The organism is Pseudomonas sp., assembly GCF_030683065.1.
Taxonomy (GTDB): Bacteria; Pseudomonadota; Gammaproteobacteria; order Pseudomonadales; family Pseudomonadaceae; genus Aquipseudomonas.
Window position 1 is genome coordinate 1 of record NZ_JAUXMX010000027.1, and the last position, 16,103, is coordinate 16,103.

At 58.0% G+C, this 16,103-nt stretch carries 17 protein-coding genes and 1 pseudogene; 2 read left to right on the top strand and 16 right to left on the bottom strand.

The features are described from left to right. Positions 1–102 (bottom strand): annotated as a pseudogene (locus Q8K09_RS06370) (electron transfer flavoprotein subunit beta/FixA family protein); the annotation flags it as partial. A gap of 318 nt (positions 103–420) precedes the next feature. Here Q8K09_RS06370 and Q8K09_RS06375 point away from each other — a divergent pair. Then, complete coding sequence (locus Q8K09_RS06375; protein WP_305254130.1) at positions 421–2,085, top strand: electron transfer flavoprotein-ubiquinone oxidoreductase; 1,665 nt, start codon at positions 421–423, stop codon at positions 2,083–2,085. 102 nt (positions 2,086–2,187) lie between these two features. Here Q8K09_RS06375 and Q8K09_RS06380 read toward each other — a convergent pair whose 3' ends face one another. From Q8K09_RS06380 to Q8K09_RS06400, 5 genes are all read right to left on the bottom strand, one after another. Next, positions 2,188–2,751, bottom strand: a complete 564-nt coding sequence (locus tag Q8K09_RS06380) for a DUF1285 domain-containing protein (RefSeq protein ID WP_305254131.1) — start codon at positions 2,749–2,751, stop codon at positions 2,188–2,190. Between the two features lie 10 nt (positions 2,752–2,761). After that, the gene (locus tag Q8K09_RS06385) at positions 2,762–3,364 is read right to left on the bottom strand and encodes a DUF4823 domain-containing protein (protein WP_305254132.1); all 603 of its coding nucleotides are present in this window, start codon (positions 3,362–3,364) and stop codon (positions 2,762–2,764) included. A 65-nt stretch (positions 3,365–3,429) separates the two neighbouring features. Beyond that, the gene (locus tag Q8K09_RS06390) at positions 3,430–4,320 is read right to left on the bottom strand and encodes a radical SAM protein (protein ID WP_305254133.1); all 891 of its coding nucleotides are present in this window, start codon (positions 4,318–4,320) and stop codon (positions 3,430–3,432) included. A 78-nt stretch (positions 4,321–4,398) separates the two neighbouring features. Further along, entirely contained in the window at positions 4,399–5,367 is a 969-nt protein-coding gene (locus tag Q8K09_RS06395) for a GTP 3',8-cyclase MoaA (RefSeq protein ID WP_305254134.1), read from the bottom strand. Positions 5,368–5,456: 89 nt separating this feature from the next. Then, on the bottom strand, positions 5,457–6,095 hold the full coding sequence (locus Q8K09_RS06400) for a TetR/AcrR family transcriptional regulator (protein ID WP_305254135.1): 639 nt from the start codon (positions 6,093–6,095) through the stop codon (positions 5,457–5,459). A gap of 76 nt (positions 6,096–6,171) precedes the next feature. On the opposite strand from Q8K09_RS06400, the gene Q8K09_RS06405 reads away from it, so the two are divergent. After that, positions 6,172–7,305, top strand: a complete 1,134-nt coding sequence (locus tag Q8K09_RS06405; RefSeq protein ID WP_305254136.1) for an aminotransferase class V-fold PLP-dependent enzyme — start codon at positions 6,172–6,174, stop codon at positions 7,303–7,305. 314 nt (positions 7,306–7,619) lie between these two features. Here the strand turns inward: Q8K09_RS06405 and Q8K09_RS06410 are convergent, their stop codons facing one another. The 10 genes from Q8K09_RS06410 to fabD form a co-directional block, all read right to left on the bottom strand. Next, on the bottom strand, positions 7,620–8,402 hold the full coding sequence (locus Q8K09_RS06410) for a TatD family hydrolase (RefSeq protein ID WP_305254137.1): 783 nt from the start codon (positions 8,400–8,402) through the stop codon (positions 7,620–7,622). A gap of 93 nt (positions 8,403–8,495) precedes the next feature. After that, positions 8,496–8,852, bottom strand: a complete 357-nt coding sequence (locus tag Q8K09_RS06415; protein WP_289635133.1) for a PilZ domain-containing protein — start codon at positions 8,850–8,852, stop codon at positions 8,496–8,498. 35 nt (positions 8,853–8,887) lie between these two features. Further along, on the bottom strand, positions 8,888–9,874 hold the full coding sequence (locus Q8K09_RS06420) for a DNA polymerase III subunit delta' (RefSeq protein ID WP_305254138.1): 987 nt from the start codon (positions 9,872–9,874) through the stop codon (positions 8,888–8,890). After that, on the bottom strand, positions 9,867–10,499 hold the full coding sequence (tmk, locus tag Q8K09_RS06425) for a dTMP kinase (protein ID WP_305254139.1): 633 nt from the start codon (positions 10,497–10,499) through the stop codon (positions 9,867–9,869). Before tmk ends, Q8K09_RS06420 begins: the two co-directional genes overlap by 8 nt. A 10-nt stretch (positions 10,500–10,509) precedes the next feature. Further along, positions 10,510–11,562 (bottom strand): endolytic transglycosylase MltG, encoded by a 1,053-nt coding sequence (gene mltG / locus Q8K09_RS06430; RefSeq protein WP_305254140.1) that lies wholly within the window; start codon positions 11,560–11,562, stop codon positions 10,510–10,512. Between the two features lie 3 nt (positions 11,563–11,565). Continuing rightward, positions 11,566–12,381 carry an aminodeoxychorismate lyase gene (gene pabC / locus Q8K09_RS06435; RefSeq protein WP_305254141.1) on the bottom strand — a complete coding sequence of 272 codons (816 nt, stop codon included), beginning with the start codon at positions 12,379–12,381 and terminating at the stop codon, positions 11,566–11,568. Then, positions 12,381–13,625, bottom strand: coding sequence for a beta-ketoacyl-ACP synthase II (gene fabF, locus Q8K09_RS06440; RefSeq protein ID WP_305254142.1), 1,245 nt, complete (start codon positions 13,623–13,625; stop codon positions 12,381–12,383). Before fabF ends, pabC begins: the two co-directional genes overlap by 1 nt. A 291-nt stretch (positions 13,626–13,916) precedes the next feature. Continuing rightward, positions 13,917–14,153, bottom strand: a complete 237-nt coding sequence (gene acpP / locus Q8K09_RS06445) for an acyl carrier protein (protein ID WP_090497298.1) — start codon at positions 14,151–14,153, stop codon at positions 13,917–13,919. Positions 14,154–14,345: 192 nt separating this feature from the next. Continuing rightward, positions 14,346–15,089 carry a 3-oxoacyl-ACP reductase FabG gene (fabG, locus tag Q8K09_RS06450; protein ID WP_305254143.1) on the bottom strand — a complete coding sequence of 248 codons (744 nt, stop codon included), beginning with the start codon at positions 15,087–15,089 and terminating at the stop codon, positions 14,346–14,348. Between the two features lie 17 nt (positions 15,090–15,106). Continuing rightward, positions 15,107–16,042: an ACP S-malonyltransferase gene (gene fabD / locus Q8K09_RS06455; RefSeq protein ID WP_305254144.1), complete on the bottom strand. Its 936-nt coding sequence runs from the start codon at positions 16,040–16,042 to the stop codon at positions 15,107–15,109. Positions 16,043–16,103 lie beyond the last annotated feature (61 nt).

Below are 16,103 nucleotides of genomic sequence, written 5' to 3' on the forward strand. Positions count from 1 at the left end.
CGACATCTTGACGTTGGCAAGATCAACGCCGCTGTTGTCCGCTTTGACGCGCACTTTAACGTTGTAGTCGACCACTCGTTTGATAGCTACAAGAACCTTCATGGATTCCTCGTTACTCTCCGGTGAATAGGAATGTCGCCAGAAGCGAACATGGCGGGTGATGCAGATTGGCCGGAACCAACCTTCGACCCAGACGGCGAACGCAAAACCGCCCGTATCTTGACCGTACGACCTGACCGGGTCAATACAATGAGTCGGCCAGTCAGCTGCGATGTAGTAGGATTCTAGCAGGACTACAGAATATTCAAACAAACGTTTGTATTGGCCCGCTAGGAGGGTGCAGATATAATGCGCCAGCATCGCCCAGGGAACGAGCCTGATCGCCAAATAAAATTAGAGAGCCTGAGTAGGAGATAGCCTGTGGAACGCGAGTTTATGGAATTCGACGTCGTCATCGTCGGCGCCGGCCCTGCCGGCTTGTCCGCCGCTTGCCGTCTAAAGCAAAAAGCCGTCGAAGCCGGTAAAGAAATCAGCGTCTGCGTGGTCGAAAAAGGCTCCGAAGTAGGCGCGCACATCTTGTCTGGTGCAGTATTCGAACCCCGCGCATTGAATGAACTGTTCCCCGACTGGAAGGAGCTCGGCGCCCCGCTAAACACCCCGGTCAAACGCGACGACATCTACATACTCAAGAATGCCGAGAAAGCCAGCAAGATCCCGGACTTCTTCGTACCCAAGACCATGCACAACCATGGCAACTACATCATATCGCTGGGCAACCTGTGCCGCTGGCTGGCCCAGCAGGCCGAGAACCTGGGCGTGGAAATCTACCCGGGCTTCGCCGCGCAAGAAGCATTGATCGACGACAAGGGCGCGGTCTACGGGATTCTCACCGGCGACCTGGGCGTGGATCGTGAAGGCAACCCCAAAGAGGGGTACTACACACCTGGCATGGAACTGCGCGCCAAGTACACCCTGTTCGCCGAAGGCTGCCGCGGCCATATTGGCAAGCAACTGATCAAGACCTACAACCTCGACAGCGAAGCCGACGCTCAGCATTACGGCATCGGCATCAAGGAAATCTGGGACATTGACCCGGCCAAGCACGAACAAGGTTTGGTCGTGCACACCGCAGGCTGGCCATTGTCACTGAGCGATAGCGAAAATACCGGCGGCTCCTTCCTCTACCACCTGGAGAATAACCAGGTGGTACTCGGCTTGATCGTTGATTTGTCCTACAGCAATCCGCACCTGTCGCCGTTCGATGAATTCCAGCGTTACAAACATCACCCGGTAATTGCTCAGTACCTGGAAGGCGGAAAACGCGTGGCGTATGGTGCACGTGCTATTAGTAAGGGCGGGCTAAATTCGCTGCCGAAAATGGTGTTCAACGGCGGCGCGCTGATCGGCTGTGATCTCGGCACCCTGAATTTCGCAAAAATCAAGGGCAGCCACACCGCGATGAAGTCCGGCATGCTGGCCGCCGATGCAGCAGCCGACGCGCTGTTCGCAGGCAGCGAAGGCGGCGACCAACTGACCGGCTATGTCGACGGATTCAAGGCAAGCTGGCTCTACGAAGAACTATTCTGCAGCCGCAACTTCGGCCCGGCGATCCACAAATTCGGCGTACTCGGTGGCGGCGCCTTCAACTTCCTCGACCAGAATCTGTTTGGCGGCAAGATCCCCTTTACCCTGCACGACACCAAGCCGGATTACGCCTGCCTCAAACCGGCCGCGGAAGCTGCGAAAATCAGCTACCCGAAACCGGACGGCAAACTCAGCTTCGATAAACTGAGCTCGGTATTCCTCTCCAACACCAACCATGAAGAGGAACAACCTTGCCACCTGAAGCTCACCGACCCGAGCATTCCGCTGAGCAAAAACCTGCCGCTGTACGACGAACCGGCGCAACGCTACTGCCCGGCCGGCGTATATGAAATCGTCACCCAGGAAGACGGCGAGAAGAAATTTCAGATCAACGCGCAGAACTGCGTGCACTGTAAGACCTGCGACATCAAGGACCCGGCACAGAACATTACCTGGGTAGCACCAGAAGGTGCCGGCGGACCGAACTACCCCAACATGTAAGACGCGTAAAAAAGGCTCCCTCGGGAGCCTTTTTTTGGCCCATATACTCGGCCGCGCACACCTCGCGGACATGGTCAGCACGTGCGCCCTTGCCAGCGAGCCTTAAGGCTGCGGCCCAATCGGGAAGAACTGCCCACTACTCCACACGCCGAGCCAAGTCTGCCCATCTATCTCGCGCGGCACGGCCAGTTCGATCAGTTGATAGAACACATTGCGGTGAATCAATGCTTCCAGGTTGCTGCGCACATGCACGTAGGGTGCAGGTTCCTGAGTCTGCGCATCCAACTCGACCCGAAGCGGGTGCTCGGCACCGGCAACGGCTTCCTCGTCGACGTTCGTAGTGAACCGCAGTACCTGCGCTTCACCCTCACCATCCACCAGCAGAGTGACCGCAACGAAGGGGGCATCGTCGACCTTGATCCCGACCTTCTCCACCGGGGTGACCAGGAAGTAATCGTCGCCATCGCGGCGAATGATGGTTGAGAACAACTTGACCATCGGCTTGCGGCCAATCGGTGTGCCCATGTAATACCAGCTGCCGTCACGGGCGATGCGCATGTCGATGTCACCGCAAAAGTCCGGATTCCACAGGTGTACGGGCGGCAAGCCCTTCTCACTCTTGGGAATCTGTGCCAGCAGGTCGCCGGCTTTACCTGGGTCGGTCATGCAAATTTCCTTAGCGGCCCAGTCCAATCAGGCTGCGGGCATAATCGCGCAGCGGCGGACCGAGCAAGTCTTCTGGTTTGGCATCATAGAATGTCAGGAAGCCGCCGCGACTGCGAATCCGCGTGCTATCGACCAGATAGCGGGTATTGGTCTCAATCAGCATCAGCTGAATGACGCTGCGGTCGGTACCAAGCCGGTCCAGCACCTGCTGATCTGCCCACTCATCCCCGGTACCGATACGGTCATCGGCATAGGCAAAGCGGCTGTAGAGCAGATAATGCGCACCGGCCCCACGCGCCTGAGCCATGGCATCCTCCAGACCAGCTGGACTGCGTGCTCGGCGGACCATGGGGAAATACTCGACGAAGCCCTTGAACGCCTCCTCAGCCACCACATTGGGTCGAGGATAAGCCACACCTGGGGGAACAAAGTGTCCTTGAGCGATGTAGATGAACGAGTCCTGCTGCAGACGCCGCGAGGCCATGCGCTCGGTTCGCCCATGATCGAGAAAACCGGCATCGCGCAATTGATAGGTAGCGCCATCAGCCAGGTCGCTGACCTTCATGCAGCCACCCAAGACCATCAGCGCCAGGATTGATATCAGACTGCGCATTACTCTCCTCCCGTTGCCGGTGACGGAATACCGGCGGACAGACCAATAATGCAGGTTCCACGCCATCACAGGCCGCGTTGCCACTCCTGACGTAACCCGGCGCCTTGCGGCTGCTCGATGGCTGCGCGCACCTGCGCCAGCAGACGTGCCTTGTCCGCACCCAAGTTGCCCTTCAGCACCAGATAGTTTGAAGCATGGTCGCTGCGAAACACCGTGTCACGCAGCTCTAGCCCCCGCAACAGGCGCTCAACCTCGATGAACAGCTGCTGTTGAGTCAACGGCTGATAATCGGCAAACGCCTGGCGAAAGCGTGCCTCACCCTGAGGAAAGCTCACCACCAGGGTCGACAGGAACTCCGGCTGCGCGGCGTTCATCAGTCGCGCCGAGTTATCGGCATGCTGCTCACTGAGCGTGACGCCACCAAGGCCATTGAGGATCATCACCGAGCGAGTAATCCCCGCCTGCCCCAGCTTATCCAGGGCGCTCAGGCTCGACTCGAAGGTTTCACCCTTGTTGATCCGTGCCAGCACCTCGTCGTCGCCCGACTCGCAGCCCACATAGGCCATGCGCAATCCGGCATCAGCCAGTTCCTTCAGCTCGTCGACCGATTTTTTACGCAGATTGCGTGGCAGGCAGTAGCCCGAAACCCGCTGCACGCTGGGCATGTACTCACGAATGGCCGACAAGATGACCAACAAGCGCCGCGTCGGCAGCACCAGGGCATCGCCATCGGCAAGAAACACCCGCTGCACGATCAGCTGCTCGCCAGCGCGGCGAATTTCGTCCAGCACCTGCGACTCATCGCGGGCGCGAAATTTCTTCTGTTCCTGGGTATACATTTCGCAGAAGGTACAGTTGTTCCAGGAACAACCATTAGTCACTGGCAGAATAAGCGAGTGAGCCTCGCTTGGCGGGCGGAATACCGGTTCGATATAGGCAATCGGGAAATCAGACATGGCTTTTAGCGTCAGGCCTCAAGCCAGGCGGCCTCGGACAATCGATAGGAGTCGCCTTACTTTTACGGCTTGCGGCTTTCATCCTCCAATAATTTTCATGACGGTCACACCCCCGGAAAAGGCAACCTCCTGCTTGTCGCCCAATGCCTTGACCAACAAGCCCTGCAAGGCAGGCAACGCCTGATGACGAGGCTTATCGAGCAGATCGCCGACATAGTGACGATTACTCGACGACAGACAGCCATGCAGCCAACCGGTCGAAGACAGACGCAAACGCGAGCAAGCACGACAGAACGGTACACTTTCATTGGCAATCACACCAAAAAAGCCTTGTCCCGGAATCTCGTAACGCAGCGCGGTGGCATCCACCGGCGCATCAGCCTGGGTGAAACCGTAATGCTCGCCAATCATGGCCAGCAGTTCGGGCATCCCCACGAACTGGCGGAGGAAACTGTTGGCATCGCGCGCCAAATGACCCATGCGCATCAATTCGATAAAGCGCAATTCGAAACCGCGCTCAAGACAATACTCCAACAACGGCAAAATCTGGTCGAGGTTCTGCCCACGCAAGGGCACCATATTGAGTTTGATTTGCATGCCGGCGGCATGCGCCTCGTCCAGGCCGGCCAAGACAGTGGGCAGATCGCCGCCGCGGGCAATGGTTCGAAATGCTACGGGATCAAGGGTATCCAGGGATATGTTGAGGCGGCGGATGCCGCTTTCCAGCAGCAGTGGCAGTTTGCGCGTGAGCAACTGACCATTGCTGGTCAAGCTGATATCAGCCAGCCCCAACGGGCTAACGCCGCGTAAAAACGCATCCAGTTTCGGACTTACCAACGGCTCGCCGCCGGTAATACGCAAACGTTCGATACCTGCGGCTTCAATCAGGTAGCCGACACCGCGCACCATGGAATCAGCGGACAGCTCGTCTTGCGCCGCAACCAGGCGCTTGCCGTCGGGTACGCAGTAGGTACAGGCGTAGTTGCAAGCAGCGGTCAGACTTATTCGCAGATTGCGAAAACGTCGACCTTGGCGATCAACAATCATGGGGGACTCCGGCTAACATTACCCGGAGTATATCGTCGCAATCGACTACGACACATGCACTGTATGCGCTATCAACAGGCCGAATACCGTCAGCTAGCCGGCGCGTCGGTATCACGCTTGCGCTTATTGCCCATGCGCACACCGATATCCATGAGGAACTGGAAGAATCCTTCTTGATCTTCCAGCACATTGCTCCAGAAAGGCGAGTGATACAGCGCCACAGCACCATGCACCAGCGCCCAGGCCGCGCAATAATGGAAGTATGGCGGGACGTCTTCAAGCTTGCCTTCGGCGATGCGACCCTTGATCAGCTGAGTCAGACGCTCGAAATTGGAGGCGCGAATCTTGTGTAACTCCTCAACCATTTCCGGCACCTGATTGCCCTTGACTACCTTTTCTTCCAGGCGATCAAACAAGCGGTAGCGTTGCGGATCACGCATGCGGAACTCGAAATAGGCGCGCGAAAGCGCTTCCTTGTCGCGGTCGATGTCGGCCGAATGCAGCAACTCATTCAAATCGCGCTCGTAGTCGAGCATCAAGCGCAGGTAAATCTCTGCCTTGGACTTGAAGTGCTTGTAGATCGTGCCTTTGCCAATACCGACGGCGTCAGCGATCATTTCGACAGTAACGCTGTCCTCGCCCTGCTCAAGGAACAGTTTCAGCGCGGTGTCGAGAATTTCCTGTTCGCGGCGGCGAAACTCACGGACCTTACGGGGTTCATTCTGCATAAGAAAGACTAAGAGGCCGAAAATCGAAGCCAGGTATTATGCCTAACTAGCGCAAAATTGCACGGATCATCCGATCATGTACCGCATTCATGACGAGTTTCGACAACTTCCCGGCCTCTGCTACCTGAACCACGCCGCAGTCTCGCCCTGGCCACATCGCGTGCTACTGGCAGTGCGACGCTTTGCCGAACAGAACACCCGGGTGGGGGCACGTGACTATGCAGACTGGCTGCTGGTCGAGCACAGCCTTCGCGAACGCCTTACGCGCCTGCTCAACGCACCCAACAGTGACGATATAGCACTGGTCAAAAGTACCTCGCAGGCGCTGTCTATCGTGGCATTCGGCCTGGACTGGCATGCCGGCGACCAGGTGGTGATCAGCGACGAGGAGTTCCCCTCCAACCGCGTGGTTTGGGAGGCGCTCGAACCGCAGGGCGTCGAGGTGATCACGGTTAATTTGCACAGCGGTAACCCCGAGACCGACCTGCTCAACGCCTGCGGCCCACGAACCCGCCTGCTGTCGATCAGCGCCGTGCAATACGCCAGCGGCCTGCGCCTGGACCTACAGCGGCTCGGCCACGGCTGCCAGCAACTCGGCGTATTGTTTTGTGTCGATGCGATCCAGCAACTTGGCGCCCTGCCCTTCGATACCCAGGCCTGCCAGTGCGCTTTTGCCATGGCCGACGGGCATAAATGGCTACTCGGTCCAGAAGGGCTTGGCGTCTTCTATTGCCGCAGTGATCTGCGCGCGCAGCTTGAGCTGCACGAATATGGCTGGCATATGCTCGAACACCATGGTGATTATCTGCGCCAGGACTGGCAGCCTGCGCACTCGGCCAGGCGCTTCGAGTGCGGCAGCCCGAACATGCTCGGCACCATGGCACTCGAGGCCAGCCTGTCACTCCTGGAGGAAGTCGGCATGGTAGAGGTCGGTAAAGCCGTGCAGGAGCGCGTGCAATGGCTGCTCGACGGCTTGGCCAGCATGTCCGGCATCACACTGCACAGCCCAATTGATCCAGATCGTCGCGCCGGCATCGTCACGTTCAGCCTCGCCGGTTGGGATAATCAGTCACTGTTCCAGCGCCTTAGATCCGAACAGGTGATCTGCGCGCAACGCGGCGCCGGCATTCGCCTGTCCCCACATTTTTACAGCGAGGCACAGGTAATAGAGAAAACCCTAGGCCTGCTGCACCAGCTGGCAACAGGGTGAGGACTCAGCAGCCGGCCAGGTATTCCAAATTTGTTTAAAAAACGAGACCAATGAGCCTGGACGTTCAGTAAACTTCGCCAATACTCATCAGTACTGGCGTGCGGCATATCCCCCAAGTGTCCCGCCGGGCAAGGTGTCGTGGACCGCGTGCCTTGATTTACTCCTAATGGTCTTAACCCGGACTCCCCCCCAGAGCCCGGGTTTTTTTTGCCTCAACGATTATCCACCACGAACGGGTTGCGGCGGTTAGCGCCCTGCTGGTCGGTGAGCGCAGTAGACTGGCCGCGCTCGCTCGCGATCAGTCAGCACAGACCTCAGACAACCCGTGCAAGCGGGAACAAGCGCTTGAAATTGGCACTGGTCTGATCGGCCAACTGCTCGAAGCTCACACCCCGCAACAGCGCCAGATACTCAGCTACGTCGCGCACATATTCCGGCAGATTAGGCTTGCCGCGGTGCGGCACTGGCGCCAAATAAGGTGAGTCGGTTTCGACTAACAAGCGATCAACCGGCACCTGGCGGGCGACCTCACGAAGCGCATCGGCATTGCGGAAGGTGACGATGCCCGACAGGGATATATAGAAGCCTAGATCCAGTGCCGCCTTGGCCATCGCCCAGTCTTCAGTAAAGCAGTGCAGCACCCCGGCCTGCGGCAAAGCAGCCTCGCGCAGCAAGGCAAGAGTATCGGCACGCGCCTCCCGGGTATGCACGATCACGGGCTTCCCAGTGATCGTGGCTGCCTGCAGGTGCAGACGGAAAGCCTGCTGCTGCAGCTCTGCGGCTTGCGGCTCATAGTGATAATCCAGCCCGGTCTCCCCTATGGCCACCACCCGAGGGTGATTCAGCTCCGCCAGCAACCAGTCAAGAGCTGGCGCCGCGCCCGGCTGCAGATCAAGCGGATGAACCCCGACCGAGCAATCGACATCGGCGTAACGCTCAGCCAAGCCTTTGACCGCCGCTGCATTATCGGCACTGACCCCGATACAAAGAAAATGACCGACACCACGTGCCCGCGCCGCATCCAGCGCAGCATCGAGGGAGCCGCCATGAGCAGAAAGATCGAGACGATCAAGGTGACAGTGAGAATCGATAAGCATGAGACGCCTCAAGCGAAAGGCCGCGCGCCACAAGCAAAAGTCCGAAGCGCAGCAGCTTACTTGTGGCTTGGAGCTTGAGACCTGCGGTCGCGGTTACATGGTGTGGGTTGGCCGATCCGACTTCAGTGCACCCGCAAGGTAAGTCTCGATCTTGTTACGCGCAGTGTTGTCGCCGTCATTGAATTGCACGCCGACACCGGCGGCGCGATTGCCCTGTGCCCCCTTAGGCGTGATCCACGCAACCTTGCCGGCAACCGGGATCTTTTCCGGCTCATCCATCAGGTTGAGCAGCATGAACACTTCATCACCAAGCTTGTAGCTCTTGTTGGTCGGGATAAACAGCCCGCCATTTTTGATAAAGGGCATGTAAGCGGCATAGAGCACGGACTTGTCTTTGATAGTCAGAGACAGGATTCCGTTACGCGGGCCCAAATTAGGTGGCAAGCTCATGCGGCGTTCCTGGTTTTATTACTCGATAGCCGATTCTAGCCCGGTCCGGGCAAGCTTGCCCACTGCACCAACAAGGCTTCGAGCAGCAAAACACGGTTAAGGTTGGCTTTACCCATAACTTTCTGTCGCTGTGCCAGCAACCAATCCTGCATCCTCAGAACTTTCGGCTGCGGTGTTTTTTCGGCCAGGTATTGCACGACCTTGCGCATATCGGCTTGCCCCAGACCGACCTCGTCACGGGTCAGTTGATAACGCAGGATCAACTGCGCCCAGTCGCAGAACCAGTCGAACAGCAACTGCAAGGATACGGCATTCCAGCTTTCTGCCAGCTGGCTCGGTGCAATCTGCTGCTTAAGTAGCTTCTTGACCCCTTCGGCTATCAGGGCCCGCTGCTGCCGCACCCCCTGGACATGCATGCGCGCGGCGACCAAAGGCGAACCCGCTGCCAAACAGAGCAATTCCTCGCGTTCATCATCCGTACACTCCGGCAGCGCCTGTGCCAACCAGGCCTGGCTCATCGCCTGACTCGGCAGTGGGCAGACCTGCTGCACACAGCGGCTCCTCACCGTCGGCAGCAAGCGACTGGGCTGGTGACTGATCAACAACAAAACCGTATCGCCGGAAGGCTCTTCCAGGCTTTTCAGCAAGGCGTTGGCCGCGTTCAGATTCATCGCTTCGGCCGGCTCGACCAACACCACTTTACGCCCGGCCAGTTGAGCGGTTTGCACCACGAAACCGACCAAATCACGCACCTGGTCGACCTTGATCGCCTTGTCGACTTCTTCCGGCTGCAGAATGTAGTTGTCCGGATGGGTGCCAGCAGACAGCAAATGGCAAGACTTGCATTGGCCACAGGCGTCCAGGCCTAGCGGCCGCTGGCAGAGCAAACGCGCCATCAGGCGCTCGGCGAGTGCGCGTTTGCCAATACCGGCCGGCCCATGCAACAGGTAGGCATGAGCATGCTGCGTGCGCCCCGCCAACTGCTGCCAGAGAGGTGCCTGCCAGGGATAGGCATCAGCCACGGCATAGCTCCACAATCTGCAGCAGCATGTCATCCAGATCGTGCTGCACCTGACTGAGGGACTGCGCAGCATTCAATATCCGATACCGCTGAGGCTCTTCACTGGCACGACGCAGATAGGTCTGGCGCACCGCATCAAAAAAACTCCGCCCCTCTTGTTCAAATCGGTCCAGGCGACCACGTGCCGCAGCACGGGCCAGACCGACCTCAACCGGCAAATCAAACACCAGGGTCAAATCCGGACGCAGATCGCCCTGCACGAAGCTTTCCAGCACAGCAATGCGGGCCTCCGACAAACCGCGGCCACCACCCTGGTAGGCATAGGTCGCATCGGTAAAACGGTCGCAGAGCACGACACAGCCGCGGGCTAACGCGGGACGAATTACTTGAGCCAGGTGCTGGGCACGGGCAGCGAACACCAGCAATAACTCGGTATCAGCCGCCATCAGCTCATCACTCGGCGCCAACAACAGCTCGCGGATACGCTCAGCCAGCGGAGTACCACCTGGCTCCCGAGTCAGCAGCACCTCTATACCTTGTGCCCGCAGGCGCTCGGCGAGGAACTCACGGTTAGTACTTTTGCCAGCGCCTTCGGGGCCTTCCAGCGTGATAAACAAACCGCTCACAGGCTGTCCTTTATTGATTGTTCGACTGCACGGGTGCAGGGCTTGAACGGTAATCCTCACGGCGCGTGAGCTGGTACTGGCGCACCGCGCGATTGTGCGCCTCGAGGTTATTGGAGAACACATGACTGCCATCGCCGCGAGCGACGAAATACAAGCTCTTGCCCGCCACCGGATGCAGGGCAGCATTGATCGCTTCCCGACCGACCATGGCGATCGGCGTCGGCGGCATGCCATCAATTACATAGGTGTTGTAGGCCGTCGGCTCACGCAGGTTGGCGCGCGTCAACTTGCCGTTATAGCGCTCACCCATGCCATAGATCACTGTTGGGTCGGTTTGCAGGCGCATGCCGATGCGCAGACGACGAATGAATACACCGGCAATCTCACCGCGCTCCTCGGGTACACCGGTTTCTTTTTCGATAATTGAGGCCATGATCAAGGCGTCGTAAGGCTCCTTATAAGGCAGCCCCTCATCACGACCTTGCCACTCCTCTGCCAATACCTGTTCTAGGCGAACATAGGCTTGCTTGAGTAGATCGAGGTCGCTCATGCCACGCACGAAACGGTAGGTGTCAGGGAAGAAGCGCCCTTCAGGATTGATTCCTGAGTAGCCAAGGCGCGCCATTAACTGGGCATCGCTCAGCTCGGTCAAGGTCAGCTCAAGCTTGCTTTGACGCTCCAGCGCCGCACGAACCTGGCGAAAACTCCAGCCCTCGACCAAGGTCAGGCTGTACTGCACCACCTCACCACGCTGCCACAACCCCAGCATATCGCGCACGCTGAGTTCTGGAGTGAGGCGATACTCGCCACTGTGCAGAGGCTGCCCTTTGATATTGAAGCGCCAGTAAAGCCGCAGCCACAGGGCATCTTGCAAAACACCGTCAGCCTGCAAGCGATTGAGCACGCCACCGGGGGTTGCACCAGCAGGCACCTCAAGCAGAAGCTCCTCGCGCAGTTGCAACGGCTGCTCAAGCGCCGAGTGTTGCTGCCAGGCGACAAAGGCCACCAGCAAACCAGCAATTAATACACTGCTCTCAAGCAGTAACAACAATTTACGTATCACGAATCAGCTGTCCAGTAGATCGCAGGCTATGGCTTGCAGTTTACGGGTCAACGGGCCGACCGACCACTGATGCCGCTGCAGAGCGCGTACAGGCCAGATGCCGTAAAGACTATTGCAGAGAAAAACCTCATCGGCCTGCAGCAGTCCATCAAGACCAATATCACGCACCTCACAACGCACACCATAACTCTCAGCCTGCGCCAACAGTTCGGCACGCATCACTCCGGCTACACCACAACGAAAAAGATCGGGTGTAAACAGCACCCCATCCCTGCATAGAAACAGATTGCTGTAGACACCCTCGACCACCCGACCAGAGGTATCAAGCATCAAACCCTCGGCATGCTCTGCGTCCTGCCATTCGGCGCGCGCAAGCACCTGCTCGAGTCGATTCAGATGTTTCATTCCAGCCAAAAGTGGTTGCTCGGCCAGTCGTGTAGCACAGGGAAATAAACGTACGCCCAGTTCTGCGTTGCAGACTGGATAAGCTGGTTTGGTACCGCCTTGTAGAATTCGTCGCGGCGCCACAGCCTTCGGCGGCGCGTAACCGCGCACGCCGTCACCGCGAGTCACAATCAACTTGGCGACGCCATCACCCAGCTCACGACTAAACGCCAGCAGCTCTGCGCGCACCACCGTCAGGTCAAGATCGATAAGCAAGCGCGCGCAACCCGCCCCAAGCCGAGCCATGTGCCGCTCCAGCAATACAGGAATGCCCGCATTGACGGCGATGGTCTCAAACAGCCCATCGCCGTAAGCCAGACCGCGATCCTTGACAGAGAGCAACTCCATCGGCCGACCGTCGATCCAACTCAACATCAGTCGGCGTACCGGCGGAACACCAGAGAACCGTTGGTGCCGCCAAAGCCAAAGGAGTTGGACAGTACAACATCAATAGGCATCGCTTTGGCTTGGTGAGCCACAAAGTCGAGATCACAACCCTCACCAGGCTCGTCCAGATTGATGGTTGGTGGCGCCACTTGCTCACGAATGGCCAAGATACTGAAGATAGCCTCAACCGCACCAGCCGCACCCAGCAGGTGCCCGGTCATCGACTTGGTCGAGCTGACGGCAAGTTTGTTGGCATGGTCGCCGAACACCGACTTGATAGCTGCAACCTCAGCCTTGTCCCCCGCCAACGTCGAGGTACCGTGGGCATTTATGTACTGCACCTGATCGGTATTCAATCCAGCGTCGCGCATGGCATTGGCAATACAACGTGCGGCACCGGCACCGTCTTCGGGCGGTGACGTCATGTGATAAGCGTCGCCACTCATGCCAAAACCAATCAACTCGGCATAGATAGTCGCGCCGCGCGCCTTGGCATGCTCCAACTCCTCAAGGACCAGTGCACCAGCACCATCCGACAGCACGAAGCCATCACGACCCTTGTCCCACGGACGACTGGCACTGGTCGGATCATCATTGCGTGTCGACAGTGCCCGCGCCGCTGCAAAACCACCGATGCCCAGACCACATGCTGCCATCTCGGCACCGCCGGCGACCATTACATCGGCTTCACCGTAGGCAATATTACGCGCAGCCATACCGATGCAGTGTGTGCCGGTGGTGCAGGCAGTGGCGATCGCATAATTCGGTCCCTGCAGCCCCAAATGGATCGACAGGAAGCCAGAAATCATATTGATGATCGAACCAGGCACGAAGAACGGCGAAATGCGCCGCGGCCCCAACTCATGCAGTAACTTGCAGTTGTTTTCGATATTGGTCAAACCACCAATACCCGAGCCCAGGGCTACGCCGATGCGCTCGCGGTTAGCATCGGTCACTTCCAGCCCGGAATCGCGCACAGCCTGAAAGCTCGCGGCCAGGCCGTATTGAATAAATAGATCGAGCTTGCGCGCCTCTTTGGCGGACAAATACTCCTCGACATTGAACCCTTTGACCGAACCACCAAAGCGGGTGGTGTAGGCGCCAAGATCCATGTGCTCGATGGGTGCGATGCCACTGCGTCCGGCTAAAATGCCCTGCCAGCTGCTCGGCACATCGTTACCCAGCGGCGACAGCATGCCCATACCGGTAACCACGACGCGTCTACGCGACACAGCAATCTCCTCTTATTCGGTTATTCAACACCTATCGTCCCCCGCATCCTGACAGCAGATAACGAGCGAAGAACAGGCAAGAGACTACACCGTGTGGTGTAGCAACAGCCAAACGCTGGCCCGCAGAGCGAGCGCAGCAAGTGAGTCGGCCCGCAATACAGCGAACGAGCCCTACCTCACGTCAATGCTTGTCATACAAACCGCACAACAGCTTTCAACACCCCTTCAAAGAAAAACCGCACGCCCGATAAGGGCTGTGCGGCTTTTCCAGGTCAGGAACCGACGATCAGCTTATTGCGCGTGCGCAGTAACGTAATCGATCGCTTCTTGAACAGTGGTGATCTTCTCAGCTTGCTCATCCGGGATTTCAGTCTCGAATTCTTCTTCGAGAGCCATCACCAGCTCAACAGTGTCAAGGGAGTCGGCACCCAAGTCTTCAACGAAGGAAGCGCTATTGGTTACTTCGTCTTCTTTGACGCCAAGTTGCTCGGCAACGATTTTCTTGACGCGTTCTTCGATGGTGCTCATACCGTGTTTTCACTCCTATTGGACAAATCCGGGCAGCTGTCTGCGGCCAAGTGTATATAAAGGGTTTTCAGCATTTCAAGCAAAATGCCAGGTTGCCCCAGAACACTTCAACGATCCACCTAAACCCTACTGCAGCTTTATAACGGATTTTAGACAGCGTTTATGACAGTTTTCTGAAGGCCTGAGTCACATTCAGCTCATATACATTCCGCCGTTCACAGGGATAGTAGCCCCTGTGACGTAGGCTGCGCCATCGGAAGCGAGGAAAGCGACCACTTTCGCGATCTCTTCAGCTTGCCCCAAACGACCCAGCGGAATCTGTGTCAGCAATGCATCACGCTGTGCTTCCGGCAGCTCGCGGGTCATATCAGTATCGATAAACCCAGGCGCGACCGCATTGACCGTAATCGACCGCGAACCGACTTCACGCGCCAACGCACGACCGAAACCTTCCAGCCCAGCCTTGGACGCAGCATAGTTCACTTGCCCGGCATTGCCCATGGCACCAACAACCGAACCAATGTTGATGATGCGCCCGAAGCGCGCCTTGGTCATGCCGCGCAGCACTGCCTTGGACAACCGATACAGGCTGTTCAGGTTAGTGTTGATGACATCAAACCACTCATCATCTTTCATCCGCAACATCAGATTATCGCGTGTGATGCCTGCGTTATTGACCAGGATCAAAGGCTGACCAAGGTGTTGCTGAATGTGCTGAATAGTCGTGGCAACCGATTCATTGCTGCTGACATCCAGCACCAGACCAGCACCTTCGACGCCATGTTCTTTCAGGTATTCGGCGATGTGCTCGGCACCAGACGGCGAAGTCGCTGTTCCGATCACAATGGCGCCTTGACGCCCCAACTCCAGGGCAATGGCTTGACCAATGCCGCGGCTCGCGCCGGTTACCAGAGCAACCTTACCTTGCAGGCTCATAACAACCTCTCCTAAATTCAGGCCAAGGCCGCGCGTGCGGCGGCAAAGGCGTCTGGGGTGTCCAGATTATACGTATTGATACCTTTAACGCAGCGCTTGTTCAGCCCCGACAGTACCCTGCCCGGACCGCACTCGACCAGATCGGTCACGCCTCGCTCAGACATGCAAACGATCGACTCAACCCAGCGTACCGGACTGTAAAGCTGCGCCAACAGATCGGCCTTGAGTGTCTCGAGATCCGCAACCACGCTGGCACTGACATTCTGCACCAGCGGAATCTGTGGCGTTTGCCAGGCAACGGCCGCAACCGCCTCTGCGAAACGTTCGGCAGCCGGGCGCATCAGCGCGCAGTGCGACGGCACGCTGACCGGCAGTGACATCGCACGCTTGGCACCACGGGCCTTGCATGCCTCGACAGCGCGCGCCACGGCAGCAGCCGAACCTGCGATCACCACTTGCCCTGGCGCATTGAAATTCACCGCACTCACTACGTCACCTTGTGCCGCATCGGCACAGGCAGCCAGCACGTCCGCGTCGTCCAGCCCTAGGATAGCCGCCATGCCACCCTGGCCTGCCGGAACAGCCTGCTGCATCAACTGACCACGCAACTCCACCAACTTAACTGCCTCAGCGAATGCCAGGCCGCCCGCAGCAACCAGCGCCGAGTATTCACCCAGGCTGTGCCCAGCAACGAACGCAGGCTGCAGGCCACCCTCAGCGCGCCACAGGCGCCACAAGGCGGTGGATGCCGCAAGGATCGCCGGCTGTGTCTTGTCGGTTTGATTGAGTTGTTCTTCAGGCCCCTGCTGGCTCAAGGCCCAGAGGTCGTAGCCAAGCGCTTCGGAAGCCTCGGCAAATGTATCGATAACAACTGGCTGAGCGCCGTGTCCAGCCAACATTGTCAGCGACTGCGAGCCTTGCCCTGGAAAGACGAATGCGAGGGATGCAGACATGTAAACGAGCCTCTATGGTCTTATCGTCAAAAAATTTGCACCCGGCAGAGCCCGGCACAAC

What these genes read in the sequence shown, in the direction of transcription:
- Q8K09_RS06380 (WP_305254131.1), bottom strand. Translation starts at nt 2,751, where the DNA reads ATGACCGACCCAGGTAAAGCCGGCGACCTGCTGGCACAGATTCCCAAG.
- Q8K09_RS06385 (WP_305254132.1), bottom strand. Translation starts at nt 3,364, where the DNA reads ATGCGCAGTCTGATATCAATCCTGGCGCTGATGGTCTTGGGTGGCTGC.
- Q8K09_RS06390 (WP_305254133.1), bottom strand. Translation starts at nt 4,320, where the DNA reads ATGTCTGATTTCCCGATTGCCTATATCGAACCGGTATTCCGCCCGCCA.
- Q8K09_RS06395 (WP_305254134.1), bottom strand. Translation starts at nt 5,367, where the DNA reads ATGATTGTTGATCGCCAAGGTCGACGTTTTCGCAATCTGCGAATAAGT.
- Q8K09_RS06400 (WP_305254135.1), bottom strand. Translation starts at nt 6,095, where the DNA reads ATGCAGAATGAACCCCGTAAGGTCCGTGAGTTTCGCCGCCGCGAACAG.
- Q8K09_RS06405 (WP_305254136.1), top strand. Translation starts at nt 6,172, where the DNA reads ATGTACCGCATTCATGACGAGTTTCGACAACTTCCCGGCCTCTGCTAC.
- Q8K09_RS06410 (WP_305254137.1), bottom strand. Translation starts at nt 8,402, where the DNA reads ATGCTTATCGATTCTCACTGTCACCTTGATCGTCTCGATCTTTCTGCT.
- Q8K09_RS06415 (WP_289635133.1), bottom strand. Translation starts at nt 8,852, where the DNA reads ATGAGCTTGCCACCTAATTTGGGCCCGCGTAACGGAATCCTGTCTCTG.
- pabC (WP_305254141.1), bottom strand. Translation starts at nt 12,381, where the DNA reads ATGTTGAGTTGGATCGACGGTCGGCCGATGGAGTTGCTCTCTGTCAAG.
- acpP (WP_090497298.1), bottom strand. Translation starts at nt 14,153, where the DNA reads ATGAGCACCATCGAAGAACGCGTCAAGAAAATCGTTGCCGAGCAACTT.
- fabG (WP_305254143.1), bottom strand. Translation starts at nt 15,089, where the DNA reads ATGAGCCTGCAAGGTAAGGTTGCTCTGGTAACCGGCGCGAGCCGCGGC.
- fabD (WP_305254144.1), bottom strand. Translation starts at nt 16,042, where the DNA reads ATGTCTGCATCCCTCGCATTCGTCTTTCCAGGGCAAGGCTCGCAGTCG.